Origin of the sequence: Micromonospora sp. NPDC049559 (genome assembly GCF_040676675.1) — a bacterium.
GTDB lineage: Bacteria > Actinomycetota > Actinomycetes > Mycobacteriales > Micromonosporaceae > JBFAPK01.
Window position 1 is genome coordinate 372,052 of the sequence record NZ_JBFAPK010000001.1, and the last position, 12,106, is coordinate 384,157.

General features: G+C 72.6%; 12 protein-coding genes. 5 read left to right on the top strand and 7 right to left on the bottom strand.

Annotated features, from left to right (window positions below; all coding sequences use genetic code 11):
- Nucleotides 1–67: 67 nt before the first annotated feature.
- The gene (locus AB0J86_RS01650; protein WP_363850811.1) at nt 68–451 is read right to left on the bottom strand and encodes a phage holin family protein; all 384 of its coding nucleotides are present in this window, start codon (nt 449–451) and stop codon (nt 68–70) included.
- A 203-nt stretch (nt 452–654) separates the two neighbouring features.
- Here AB0J86_RS01650 and AB0J86_RS01655 point away from each other — a divergent pair, with 203 nt between their 5' ends.
- Complete coding sequence (locus tag AB0J86_RS01655; protein WP_363850814.1) at nt 655–870, top strand: hypothetical protein; 216 nt, start codon at nt 655–657, stop codon at nt 868–870.
- A gap of 102 nt (nt 871–972) precedes the next feature.
- Here AB0J86_RS01655 and AB0J86_RS01660 read toward each other — a convergent pair whose 3' ends face one another.
- The 3 genes from AB0J86_RS01660 to AB0J86_RS01670 all read right to left on the bottom strand — a co-directional run bounded on the left by AB0J86_RS01660 (nt 973) and on the right by AB0J86_RS01670 (nt 3,243).
- Nucleotides 973–2,052 carry an LCP family protein gene (locus AB0J86_RS01660; protein ID WP_363850817.1) on the bottom strand — a complete coding sequence of 360 codons (1,080 nt, stop codon included), beginning with the start codon at nt 2,050–2,052 and terminating at the stop codon, nt 973–975.
- On the bottom strand, nt 2,052–2,540 hold the full coding sequence (locus tag AB0J86_RS01665) for a SigE family RNA polymerase sigma factor (protein ID WP_363850820.1): 489 nt from the start codon (nt 2,538–2,540) through the stop codon (nt 2,052–2,054). The genes AB0J86_RS01660 and AB0J86_RS01665 overlap by 1 nt, the downstream gene beginning before the upstream one ends.
- Before the next feature lie 115 nt (nt 2,541–2,655).
- Nucleotides 2,656–3,243, bottom strand: a complete 588-nt coding sequence (locus tag AB0J86_RS01670) for a helix-turn-helix domain-containing protein (RefSeq protein WP_363850822.1) — start codon at nt 3,241–3,243, stop codon at nt 2,656–2,658.
- Nucleotides 3,244–3,398: 155 nt separating this feature from the next.
- On the opposite strand from AB0J86_RS01670, the gene AB0J86_RS01675 reads away from it, so the two are divergent.
- From AB0J86_RS01675 to AB0J86_RS01690, 4 genes are all read left to right on the top strand, one after another.
- Nucleotides 3,399–4,469: an alpha/beta hydrolase gene (locus AB0J86_RS01675; RefSeq protein ID WP_363850825.1), complete on the top strand. Its 1,071-nt coding sequence runs from the start codon at nt 3,399–3,401 to the stop codon at nt 4,467–4,469.
- Nucleotides 4,470–4,522: 53 nt separating this feature from the next.
- The gene (locus AB0J86_RS01680; protein ID WP_363850828.1) at nt 4,523–6,028 is read left to right on the top strand and encodes a 3' terminal RNA ribose 2'-O-methyltransferase Hen1; all 1,506 of its coding nucleotides are present in this window, start codon (nt 4,523–4,525) and stop codon (nt 6,026–6,028) included.
- Nucleotides 6,025–8,553 (top strand): polynucleotide kinase-phosphatase, encoded by a 2,529-nt coding sequence (locus tag AB0J86_RS01685; RefSeq protein ID WP_363850830.1) that lies wholly within the window; start codon nt 6,025–6,027, stop codon nt 8,551–8,553. Before AB0J86_RS01680 ends, AB0J86_RS01685 begins: the two co-directional genes overlap by 4 nt.
- Before the next feature lie 127 nt (nt 8,554–8,680).
- Nucleotides 8,681–9,487 carry a DedA family protein gene (locus AB0J86_RS01690; RefSeq protein WP_363850833.1) on the top strand — a complete coding sequence of 269 codons (807 nt, stop codon included), beginning with the start codon at nt 8,681–8,683 and terminating at the stop codon, nt 9,485–9,487.
- 613 nt (nt 9,488–10,100) lie between these two features.
- On the opposite strand, the gene AB0J86_RS01695 is transcribed toward AB0J86_RS01690, so the two are convergent.
- From AB0J86_RS01695 to AB0J86_RS01705, 3 genes are all read right to left on the bottom strand, one after another.
- The gene (locus tag AB0J86_RS01695) at nt 10,101–10,478 is read right to left on the bottom strand and encodes a metalloregulator ArsR/SmtB family transcription factor (RefSeq protein ID WP_007073957.1); all 378 of its coding nucleotides are present in this window, start codon (nt 10,476–10,478) and stop codon (nt 10,101–10,103) included.
- A 57-nt stretch (nt 10,479–10,535) separates the two neighbouring features.
- The gene (pyrE, locus tag AB0J86_RS01700) at nt 10,536–11,075 is read right to left on the bottom strand and encodes an orotate phosphoribosyltransferase (RefSeq protein ID WP_363850835.1); all 540 of its coding nucleotides are present in this window, start codon (nt 11,073–11,075) and stop codon (nt 10,536–10,538) included.
- Nucleotides 11,076–11,265: 190 nt separating this feature from the next.
- A complete protein-coding gene (locus AB0J86_RS01705) occupies nt 11,266–12,075 on the bottom strand; it encodes an SDR family oxidoreductase (RefSeq protein WP_363851594.1) in 810 nt (269 codons plus the stop codon).
- Nucleotides 12,076–12,106 lie beyond the last annotated feature (31 nt).

The following is a 12,106-nucleotide window of genomic DNA, read 5'->3' on the forward strand; positions in this document are numbered from 1 at the left end:
GGACCGCGCTGTCCTCCGCGGGCAGTATCCCGTAGGACGCCGGCCGTGGCACAACCGGCCCGCGGGCTCAGCGGTCGTCGGTCCGGCCGGGCACGACGATGCTGATCAGCCAGCTCACCACCGCCATGACGATGGCGCCCCAGAACGCCGGCCAGAAGCCGTCCACCTGGAACGGAAGGTCGAACAGCCCCGCGATCCAGTCTGTCAGCAGGAAGAGCAGCGCGTTGACGACCAGCGCGAACAACCCGAGCGTGAAGACGTAGAAGAAGCAGCCGACCACGTGGATGATCGGCTTGAGGACGGCGTTGACGACACCGAAGATGAGCGCCACGAGGATCAGAGTCACCGCGTCGCTGGTGGCCGACTCGCCGGTCACCTCGATGCCCGAGACCACCATCGTGGTGATCCACAGGGCGATTGCGTTGATCACTAGCCTGAGCAGGAACCACACGCTGCCAGTCTGGCACCACGGTTCCAGCGGCACCCGCCGTTCCCGGCGCCGGTCGAGGCGGTCCGGGCGATGATCGGAGTGGTTTGGCGGTCGTCGTACCAGGGCAGGAGAGCACGTACCAGGGCAGGAGAGCACGGTACGGCGGCCTGCGGCAGCCCGTACGGTGATGAGGCAGGCAGTGGCGGAACCCGAAGGAGGCGACGATGGCGCAACCCGACGAGGAATTCGCCCCCGGCGAGCATCTCGTACCGGAGGAGCGGGATCCTGAGGCCCCGCCGGACGACGCGCTCGAACAGGCCACCGTCGCGGACCCGGCCACCGAGGAGGGGCTCGACCTGCACCGTGGGCTGGAGGTCGACGACTGGGACGCGATGGAGCAGGCCCGCGTCGTCGGCCGGGACGACGACGACTACCGCTGACCGGCGCCGACCCGCCGACCCGGCGAACGGCGCCGACCCGGTGACCGCCGCCCGTCGGGCGGCAGGGCCGACCCGGTGAGCAGGGCCGACCCGGTGAGCGGGTCAGCGGGTGACGTGCCCCGGATTGGCCGCGACCCACGCTCCGAGCGTGTCGTTGCGCAGCGCCTCGAAGAGGCTCCGGCTGACCGCCGGGTCCAGTCGCTCGTACGCCCCGCCGCGAGTGCGGTCGGTGTTGAAGCTCCAGCCGATCCCGACGGTCTCCGCGCCGTCGACGGCGCCCGCCACGGCGAGCAGTTCCGGTAGGGCCCGGACGCCGGTGTCGAGCACGAGACCGTCCCCGACCTCCTTGATGACCGCCGACAGCCGGGCCGGGTCGGTGAGCGTCCGCCGGCTGGCCAGCTCGCCCAGCAGCGCCTTGGCGAAGCGTTCCGCGTTGCGGTCCCGGTCGTGCGCGCCGGCGCGCAGGTCGTACCGCTGCCGGAGCAGGTCCAGTGCCGCCGAGCCGCCGAGCCGCTGGCAGGCCGCCGGGAAGACGCGGTCGGTGTGGACCGACCGTACCGGCTGGTCCAGGCAGATCGACACGCCGCCGACCGCGTCGGTCAACCGGCGCAGACCGGTGAAGGTCAACGTCGCCCCGCCGTCGAAGCGCACCCCGACCAGTTTGCTGATGGTCTTCGCGGTCAGCTCGGTGCCGCCGGCCAGGTCCGGCTTGCCGCCGGGACGATGGCTGCCGTAGTAGAAGGCGCTGTTGAGCTTGTCGAAGCCCTGGCCGGGGATCTCGACACCGAGGTCCCGGGGCAGGGCGACCAGGTAGATCCGGTCCCGGTCGCGGGGCACGTGGACCATGAGCACCGAGTCGGCCCGGTTGCCCTCCGCCCCGGCCTCGCCGTCGATGCCGAGCACCAGGAAGTTCAACGGGCCCTCGACGACCGCCGGGGCGGGGGTCGAGGACGAGCCGGTGCCGCCGAGCCGGGGCGGGTCCGGCGCCGCGGCGAGCGTACGCGCCATCACGGGTACGGAGACGGTGACGAGTACCGCCAGCACGGTGCCGGCCGCGCGGAGCGCGAAGCGGCGACGGCGACGGCGTACCGCGAGCCGGTCGATGGCGGCGCGCAGCGGGCCGGGCTCAGGGGTCAGCGTCTCGTGCCGGGCGAAGGTCGCCCGCAGTTCGTCCTCGATCATCAGCAGGTCTCCACGAGTTGGGCACGAAGGGTGGCGAGGGCACGGGAGATCGCCGCCCGCACGGTGCCGACCGCGCAGCCGAGGATCTCGGCGATCTCGGCGTCGGGCAGGTCCTCGTAGTAGCGCAGCACCAGCGCCGCCCGCTGGCGGCGGGGGAGCCGGCCCAGCCAGGACCAGATCTGGTCCCGGTCCGCGGTGGCCTGGGCGTGGTCCACCGGTACGGCCAGCGTCTCGTCGGGTTCCGACCGGAGCAGGACCCGCTTCACCCAGGAGCCGCGCCGCCAGTCGACGAACTGGTTGGTGAGCATCCGGCGCACGTACCGTTCGGGCGAGTCGGCCCGGACCACCCGCCGCCAGTTGAGCTGTACCCGCACCATCGTCTCCTGGACCAGGTCCTCGGCGAGGTGCGGGTCACCGGTCAGCATCACGGCGTACCGCAGCAGCACGGCAAGTCGGGAGTCGGCGAACTCCTCGTACGTCACTGGCACCTCCGGGTGTCCTCAACCGTCAGACGGTTCGGACCGCCGGAAACATTGCCACCCGCGCCACATCCGCCCGGCGTCCGAACGGCGGGCCGGCGTCGGTCCCCCGGATAAATCCGCGTCAGTCCCGGGACGGCTCCAGGCTGGCGGCGGCGATCCGCAGCGCCCGGGCCAGGTCCTCACCAGACGGCGCGTGCTCCGGGTCGACGAGCCACTGCATCGCCACCCCCGCGAGCAGCGCCTGGTAGAGGGTTCCGACGAGGCGCGCGGCCTCCGGGTCGGCCGCCGGGTCGGCCGCCCGGAACAGGCCGGCCAGCTCGGGCCGCGCCTGCTCCTGCGCCCGGGCGTAGAACTCCCGCAGCTCGGGCAGCTGCGCGGCGAGGGTGACGAACTCGAACTGCGCGCTCCAGATGCCCCGCTGCGCCGCGAACGACTCGATCATGCGCCGCCAGATCGTGGCGAACCGCTCGGCCGGCGGCGCGTCGGGATCGCCGTCCTCGCCCAGGTTCCGGCCCAGCTCCTCGCCCCACTCCCGCATCGCCTCGAAGAGCGCGGCGTTGAGCAGCGCTTCGGTGGTCTTGAAGTGGTAGCCGATCGCCGCCAGGCTCGTGCCCGCCGTCGCGGCGATGTCCCGCGCCGTGGTCCGGGCGTAGCCCTTCTCCAGCAGGCAGCGCTTCGCGCCGGCCAGCAGGTCCTCTCGATTTCCCATGCCGTGATCGTAGCGAGTCCCTTGAACGGTTGTCTTGGACAGGCGTCCTAGACATCTGTCTCAGACTCGCGTACGGTCTGCGGCAGACCCGCCGGAGACCGGCGGAGGCGGACCGCGAGCCCTGAAGGTTCCGGCCCCGGAGAAGGAGGAAAGACATGACCGTCATCGCGCTCCTGGCATCGACCGCGGCCCTCGTCGCGCTCGTCGGTGGTGCGCTCGGCTACCGGGCGCTGCTCCGTCGGCGGGTGGCCCGCGCGCTCGCCATCGACACCCCGAACGGCATCGATGAGGAGCGCTTCGTCCGGATCGGCGGGATCGACCAGTGGGTCCAGATCCGCGGCGAGGACCGGGACAACCCGGTACTGCTCGTCCTGCACGGCGGTCCCGGCTCGCCGTACGCGATCTTCACTCCGCTGCTGCGCTCGTGGGAGAAGCACTTCACGGTGGTCCAGTGGGACCGGCGCGGGGCCGGCAAGACCCTGCGCCGCAACGGCCGGGCGGGCTGCGGCGAACTGACCTTCGCCGGCATGGTCGACGACGCCGTCGAGGTGACCGAGTTCCTGCTCCGGCACCTGGACAAGGAGAAGGTGATCGTGCTGGCCGGTTCGATGGGCACCCTGGTCGGCGTGCCGCTGGTCCAGCGCCGCCCCGACCTCTTCGCGGCCTATGTCGGCACCGACAACTACGTGGACATGCTGCGCAACGAAGCCGTCTCGTACCAGAGCGCGCTGGAGCGGGCAAGCGCGGCGGGCAACGCCAAGGCGGTCGCCGCGCTGGAGCGGATCGGCGCCGACCCCACCCGGTGGGACCTGCGCGCCTGGGGCGTCAAGATGCGGTGGGCCATGGCCACCGACCCGGTCACCCCCGACGCGGCCACCAAGCTGATCTTCCCGCTCGTGCTGACCGCCCCGTTCTACTCGCTGCGCGACGTGCTGGCCGTCGGCTCCGGCTTCGAGTACACGAAGCGCGAGATGTTCACGCAGTTCATGGCGTACGACGCCCGCCGCTTCGGCACCCGCTTCGAGGTGCCCTTCTTCCTGCTCCAGGCCGATCGGGACGTGCTGACCGTGACCGGACTGGCGGAGGAGTACTTCGCGGAGGTCGAGGCGCCCACCAAGGCACTGGCGCTGATCGAGGATGCCAGCCACTTCTGCGCGTTCACCCGGCCGGAGCGCTTCCTGGCCGCGCTGCTCACCCACGTACGCCCGGTGGCCGCGCCCGCGTGAGGCGGGCAAAAAGCGGGCGACCGGGGGGCGGCGCGACTGGGATCATTCTCGCCGTGCTGCTCACGGTCACCACCACCCACCGGCCCGCCACGGACCTCGGTTACCTGCTGGTCAAGCATCCCGACCGGGTCCAGTCGTTCGACGTGCCCACCGGGACCGCACACGTCTTCTACCCGGAGGCGAGCCAGGACCGGTGCACGGCGGCGCTGCTGCTCGACGTCGACCCGATGCGGCTCGCCGCCGGCCGGGGACGGGGCGGCGCGACCCGTACCCCCGACGGTTTCACCCTGGGCCAGTACGTCAACGACCGGCCCTATGCCGCGTCGAGCCTGCTCTCCTCGGCGCTGGCCAAGGTCTTCCGCTCGGCGCTACGCGGCGACACCCGGGACCGCCCGGAGCTCGCCGCCACCGCGATCCCGCTGGAGATCCGGGTGCCGGTGCTGCGCTGCCGGGGCGGCGCCGCGCTCGCGACCAGCCTCTTCGCCCCGCTGGGCTGGGCGGTGACCGCGACCCCGATACCGCTCGACGAGCGGTACCCCGAGTGGGGCGACAGCCGCTACGTCGACCTCACCCTCACCGGCACGGTACGGCTCGCCGACGCGCTCAACCACGTCTACGTCCTGCTGCCGGTGCTCGACGACGCCAAGCACTACTGGGTCGCCCCGGACGAGATCGACAAGCTGCTGCGCGCGGGCGACGGGTGGCTCGCGGGGCATCCGGAGCGGGGCCTGATCGCGCGGCGCTACCTCGCCCACCGCCGCGCGCTGGCCGGTACGGCGCTCGCCCGGCTGGACGAGGTGCGCCTGGCCGAGCTGCGGCTCGCCGACGACACGGCCGACCCGGACAGTGTCGACGCGCCGGTCGCCGCCGGTACCGCGGACGAGGACTCCGCCCTGCCGGCACCGGCCCGGCGGCAGCCGCTCGCCGCCCAGCGGCGGGCCGCGGTGCTGGCCGCGCTCGCCGCCAGCGGCGCCGGCCGGGTGCTCGACCTCGGCTGCGGCGGCGGGGCGCTCCTCGCCGACCTGGTCGCCGACCGGCGCTACACCGAGATCGTCGGCACCGACGTCTCGGCGGGTGCCCTCGCCGTGGCGGAGCGCCGGCTGCGGCTGGACCGGCTGCCGCAGCGCCAGCGCGAGCGGATCAAGCTCTGGCAGTCCGCGTTGACGTACCGCGACGACCGGCTGCGCGGCTACGACGCGGCCGTACTGATGGAGGTCGTCGAGCACCTCGACCCGCCCCGCCTCCCGGCGCTGGAGGCGGCGGTCTTCGGGTACGCCCAGCCGGCCACCGTGGTCGTGACCACCCCGAACGTCGAGTACAACGTCCGGTACGAGGGGATGGCGCCCGGCTCGCTGCGTCACGCCGACCACCGGTTCGAGTGGACCCGCGCGGAGTTCGCCGACTGGACCGCCGCGGTCGGCCGGCGGTACGGGTACGCGGTCCGGCTCGACGGCGCCGGCGTTCCCGACCCGGAGGTCGGCGCCCCCACCCAGCTGGCCGTCTTCACCCGTACCGCGCAGTCCTCCGCCACGGAAACCACTCCGGAGGTGGCCGCATGAGCACGATCGACATCCCCGAGCTGGCGCTGGTCGCCCTGATGGGCATCTCGGGCTCGGGCAAGTCCACCTTCGCGCGCCGGCACTTCGCCCCCAGCCAGGTCCTCTCCTCCGACGCGTTCCGGGCGATGGTGGCCGACGACGAGAACGACCAGTCCGCCTCGAAGGACGCCTTCGACGTGCTGCACTACGTCGCGGGCAAGCGGCTGCGCGCCGGCCGGCTCACCGTCGTGGACGCCACCAACCTCCAGCCGCACGCCCGGGCCGGGCTGGTCACCGTCGCCCGGGAGCACGACGTGCTGCCCGTCGCGGTGGTGCTCGACGTGCCCGAGCCGCTCTGCTGGGAACGCACCCGGCAGCGACCGGACCGCACCTTCGGGCGCCAGGTTCTCGGCCGGATGCAGCGCGACCTGCGCCGCTCGGTCGGACAGCTCGCCCGCGAGGGCTTCCGCAAGGTGCACGTACTGCGGGGCGTCGAGGAGATCGAACAGGCGACGATCCGGTACGAAAAGCTCTTCAACGACCGGAAGGAACTCACCGGGCCGTTCGACATCGTGGGCGACGTGCACGGCTGCCGCGCCGAGTTGGAGGCGCTGCTCACGCGGCTCGGCTGGACCCTGCGCCGCGACGCGGCCGGCCGGCCCGTCGGTGCCGCCCACCCGGCCGGCCGTACCGCCGTCTTCGTCGGTGACCTGGTCGATCGCGGACCGGACTCGCCGGGGGTGCTCCGCCTGGTCATGGGCATGGTCGCCGCCGGCACCGCGATCTGCGTACCGGGCAACCACGAGCAGAAGCTGCTGCGCAAGCTGCGCGGGCGCGACGTGCGGGTCAGTCACGGGCTCGCCGAGACGCTGGCGCAGCTCGACGCCGAGGAACCGGCGTTCACGGCCGAGGTGGCGTCCTTCATCGACGGCCTGGTCAGCCACTACGTGCTCGACGGCGGCCGGCTGGTGGTGGCGCACGCGGGGCTCAAGGAGGAGTACCACGGCCGCGCCTCGGGCCGGGTACGCGCGTTCGCCCTCTTCGGGGAGACCACTGGCGAAACCGACGAGTACGGCCTGCCGGTGCGCTACCCCTGGGCGCGCGACTACCGCGGCTCGGCCATGGTCGTCTACGGCCACACCCCCTCCCCGACCCCGGAGTGGGTCAACAACACCATCTGCGTGGACACCGGCTGCGTCTTCGGCGGCTCCCTCACGGCGCTGCGGTACCCCGAACGCGAACTCGTCTCGGTCCCGGCCGCCCGGGAGTACTACCCGCCGGCCCGGCCGCTGGTGACGCCGGAGCCGGCCCGACCGGACGACGTACTCGACCTCGCCGACGTCACCGGCCGCCGGCACGTCGACTACGGCTACGGCACCACCACGGTCGCGGCCGAGAACGCCGCCGCCGCGCTGGAGGTGATGAGCCGCTTCGCGGTGGATCCGCGCTGGCTGGTCTGGCTGCCGCCGACCATGGCGCCCTGCTCCACCTCCACGGTCGAGGGGTTCCTGGAGCATCCGGCGCAGGCGTTCGACGACTACCGGGCCGCCGGGGTACGGCGGGTGGTGTGCGAGGAAAAGCACATGGGCTCCCGCGCCGTGGTACTGGTCTGCCGGGATCCGCACGACGGTCCGTTCGGCCCCGGCGGCGGCGTGGTGCACACCCGCACCGGCCGGCCGTTCTTCGGCGCTCCGCTGGACGAGGCCCTGCTCGCCCGGGTCCGGGCGGCGGTCACCGCGGCCGGCCTCTGGTCCGAGCTGGGCACCGACTGGCTGCTGCTCGACTGCGAGCTGCTGCCCTGGTCGGCCAAGGCGGCGGGCCTGATCCGCGAGCAGTACGCCGGCGTGGGCGCCGCCGGACGCCGGGCGCTGCCCGCGGTGCTCGACGCGCTCGACCGGGCCGCCGGACGCGGGCTGCCGGTCGGTGAGCTGCGGGAACGAGTGGCACGGAGGTCGACGGACCTGAGCCGCTACACCGACGCCTACCGCTCGTACGTCGGGCACAGCGACGGCCTCGACGGGGTCACGCTCGCGCCGTTCGCCGTACTGGCGAGCACGGGGGCGTCGCACGCCGGGCGGGACCACGGCTGGCACCTGGCACTGGCCGACCGGCTGCACGCCGCCGATCCGGCGTTCTTCACCCGGACCCGGCGGCAGGTCGTCGACCTGACCGACGAGGCGGCGGTGGCCGAGGCGACCCGGTGGTGGCTGGCGCTGACCGCGGCCGGCGGCGAGGGGATGGTGGTCAAGCCGTACGCGGGGCTGGCCGCCACGGACGCCCGGGGGCGGCTGCTCCAGCCGGGCCTCAAGTGCCGGGGCCGGGAGTACCTGCGGATCATCTACGGGCCGGAGTACACCGAGGCGGAGCAGTTGGAACGGCTCCGGCAGCGCTCGCTCGGGCGCAAGCGCGGGCTGGCGCTGCGCGAGCACGGTCTCGGGCTGGCCGCGCTGGACCGGCTGGCGGAGGGTGCGGCGCTGTGGCGCCGCCACGAACTGGTCTTCGCCATCCTGGCCTGCGAGTCCGAGCCGGTGGACCCCCGGCTCTGAGCCGATCCCGGGTCCGTGGCGAGGGGCTCCCGTCGCTCACGGGGGCCCGCCCGCCGCCCCGACCACCGGGTACGGGCGCGAGGAGGCGAACTCGCCCGCAGGCACGGCCCCGGTCCCGGTACCCTTTGTGGCCGTGGACACTGCCGAGAAGACCCGTGTGCTCTCCGACAGCCTTGCCCTGAACCCGCTCGACCCCAAGGACCTGCTCCAGACCTTCGGGTTGATCGGGGTCTGGGCGATCCTCTTCGCCGAGACCGGGCTGCTGATCGGCTTCTTCTTCCCCGGCGACTCGCTGCTCTTCCTGGCGGGCGTCGCCGCCTCGCCGGTGGCGGACGCCATCTTCGGCGACGGAACGAAGCTCTCGCTGGCCGGTTTGCTCATCGGCGCCCCGGTCTGCGCCATCCTCGGCGCCCAGCTCGGCCACTTCCTCGGCGCCCGGTACGGCCGCCGGATGTTCGACCGGCCGAACTCCCGCCTCTTCAAGCGCGAGTACGTCGAGAAGGCCGAGTACTACTTCGAGAAGTTCGGCCCGGCCAAAGCGGTGGTACTGGCGCGGTTCATCCCGATCGTCCGTACCTTCCTGAACCCGGTGGCCGGCGTGCTCGGCATGCCCGCCCGTACCTTCCTGGTCTGGAACATCGTCGGCGCGGTGCTCTGGACCGACGGCATCATCCTCATCGGTTACCTGCTCGCCGACCGGATCTACGCCGCCATCGGTGACCAGATCGACCACTACATCCTGCCGGTGGTCGCCCTGATCATCGTCATCTCGGTACTGCCGATCTTCTTCGAGTTCCTGCGGGACCGGAAGGCTCGCCGCCGGGCAGCCGCGGTCACCGTGGTGGCGGCGTCGGGTGCGGCGGGCGCGGCCGAATCGGCGAAGGACGCGATCGAGCACCACCAGCGCCACCAGCGCCCCGACGGCGGACGCTGAACCGCTTCCGAGCGGACGCACACGCGGCGAACCGACCGACGGCCTCGGGCTCCACGGAGTCCGGGGCCGTCGCGTTCCGGCGAGTAATGGGACCGCCGCGGCGAGGTGCGCGGGGCTCGGCCGCGAGGGCCCGCTCGGGTGGCGTGGGTACGGCACGACGACATGGCCGTCGAGCCGTCACCGACTCCACGGCGGGTAGGAGCGCCGCACGGATGGCAGGTCCGAACCGGACGGGCACTCCCACCGAAGTCGCGAGTCGGCGAGACCGCCCGTCGCCGAAGTCGCCCGTCGACGGAGCGACGACCACGACGACGGTCGGCGGGTCCGGCCGCGTACGTCCACCGCGCGTGGGTCCACTCACGCGCGGGTCACCGCCGGCGCGCGCCCGATGCGGGCGCGGGACCAACTGTCGCGGCGCGGCCGGCGGGGACAGCCGTCGCGGTACCCCGAGACGGAGCCGCCTGCCGTGACGTGGCGGCGGAACCCGGGCAGGCTTGTCAGCCGGGACGTCGCGCGTCCCGTCAGGTACCGCCGGGTCGCCCCGTCCGCCGACCTGTACCGAACCGCCTGGCGCCGCCCGCGGACGGGGGACACCAGACGGGTCGGACGAAGGTCAGCGAGCCTTCTTGGTGGCCCGCTTGCGCGGCGGGGTGAGCAGATCGGCGATCGTGGCGATCGCCGTCGGCACCAGCCGGTAGTAGGCCCACACGCCGCGCTTCTCCCGCTCCAGCAGGCCAGCCTCGGTGAGGATGCGCAAGTGGTGGCTCACCGTCGGCTGCGAGAGGCCGAGCGGCGCGGTCAGGTCACAGACGCACGCCTCGCCCTCGGGCGCCGACTGGATGAGGCTGAGCAGCCGCAGCCGGGCGGGGTCGGCAAGGGCCTTCAAGACCCCCGCGAGACGCTCGGCGTCAGCACGTTCGATTGGCTCGCCGGCAAGCGGCGAGATCTGAGGCATAGTCATTTCAGCCAACGCAGTTCCCACGTATTCCATCCTTCCACCAGCAGCATCGACCCGCCTGCATATCAGCAGATCCGAATCGGCAAACTTTTAGGCCACTAGGCCGAGGTCAGCCAACGTATAGGCCGCTCGGTATGGCAGTCCGGCCGCTCGCACCACGTCGCCCGCGCCACGATCAACAATAACGGCCACACCCACCACCTCGGCCCCCGCCTCCTGCAACGCCTCGACCGCGGTCAGCACACTGCCTCCCGTCGTCGAGGTGTCCTCGACCGCCAGAACCCGGCGGCCGACCACGTCCGGACCCTCGATCCGTCGCTGCAAGCCGTGCGTCTTTTCGGCCTTGCGAACCACGAAGGCGTCCAACTCGCGCCCGGTCGCCGCAGCGCCGTGCAACATCGAGGTCGCCACCGGGTCCGCACCCAACGTCAGGCCGCCAACCGCATCGAACTCCCAGTCCGCGGTGAGGTCGAGCATCACCCGCCCCACCAACGGTGCCGCCGCGTGATGAAGCGTCACGCGCCGCAGATCGACATACCAGTCCGCTTCGCGACCCGAGGACAACACCACCCGTCCATGCACCACGGCAAGGTCAGTGATGAATTTACGCAGGTCGTCGTGGTCCCCCATGTCGCACAAGGGTACTGCGCAAGTCTGGATGCCGGACGCTGGGTCTGCCCGGACACACCCCGAAGGCGGTACCGGGGCAGCAAAAACGAGCGCGAACGGCTACGTTCCGTAATGGAACGTTGCCTCACCCCGTCGACCTGGCGGCCGTTTTTGATCATGGCCTGGGCGGTGGCGGTACCGCCCCGTCTGGTCACGCCACGTCGCGGCCGATCCGCCCGCGGGTGTCCCCGGCGACCCGGCGCAGCAGCCCGGCGGGGCTGTGCCGCAGGCCGAAGACGGCCAGCTTGTACTTCCAGTCCGGGACGCTGATCAACTTGCCTTTTTGCAGGTCACGAAGGGCATCCCGGACCACGTCGTCAGCCTGGAGCCAGAGCCACGGCGGGGTCTTGGACATGTCGATCCCGGCTCGGTCGTGGAACTCGGTACGGACGTAGCCGGGGCAGAGCGCCATCACGCGTACGCCCTGGGAGCGCACCGAGAGGGCCACCGACTCGCTGAAATTGGTCACCCAGGCCTTGCTCGCGGAGTACGTCGAGCCGGGCATGAGCGCCCCGAAGCCGGCCACGGAAGAGACATTTATCACTGCCCCGCGTCCGCGTGCGGTCATCGACGGCAGGGCCGCGCGGGTCAGCCGCATGACGGCGTGCACGTTGAGCCGCAGCAGCCGCGCCTCGTCCTCCGGGTCCGACCGGACGAAGGACCGGTTCAGGCTGATACCGGCGCTGTTGACGAGCAGGTCGAACGGCTCGCGTAGTCGCTCGGACACCACCGCGCAGCCGTCGTCAGTGGACAGGTCGGCCGGCAGCGGGTCGGCCGGAACGCCGTACCGCCCGGTCAGCTCGGCGGCGGAGCCGGCGAGGCGCTCCCCGTCCCGCGCCACGAGGACCAGCGCGTACCCGTCCGCCGCGAGCCGCCGCGCGAAGGCCGCCCCGATCCCCGCGGTGGCGCCGGTGACCAAGGCCCGGGGCCGCGCGCCGGCGGACTCCGGTACGCCGCCCACCGGTGCCGCGGCCGCCGAGTTCGAGGGGGGC

Bases quoted from the DNA above. Each gene is read 5' to 3' on its own strand.
- AB0J86_RS01655 (WP_363850814.1), top strand. From the start codon at position 655: ATGGCGCAACCCGACGAGGAATTCGCCCCCGGCGAGCATCTCGTACCG.
- AB0J86_RS01670 (WP_363850822.1), bottom strand. From the start codon at position 3,243: ATGGGAAATCGAGAGGACCTGCTGGCCGGCGCGAAGCGCTGCCTGCTG.
- AB0J86_RS01685 (WP_363850830.1), top strand. From the start codon at position 6,025: ATGAGCACGATCGACATCCCCGAGCTGGCGCTGGTCGCCCTGATGGGC.
- AB0J86_RS01675 (WP_363850825.1), top strand. From the start codon at position 3,399: ATGACCGTCATCGCGCTCCTGGCATCGACCGCGGCCCTCGTCGCGCTC.
- pyrE (WP_363850835.1), bottom strand. From the start codon at position 11,075: ATGGGGGACCACGACGACCTGCGTAAATTCATCACTGACCTTGCCGTG.
- AB0J86_RS01695 (WP_007073957.1), bottom strand. From the start codon at position 10,478: ATGGAATACGTGGGAACTGCGTTGGCTGAAATGACTATGCCTCAGATC.
- AB0J86_RS01660 (WP_363850817.1), bottom strand. From the start codon at position 2,052: ATGATCGAGGACGAACTGCGGGCGACCTTCGCCCGGCACGAGACGCTG.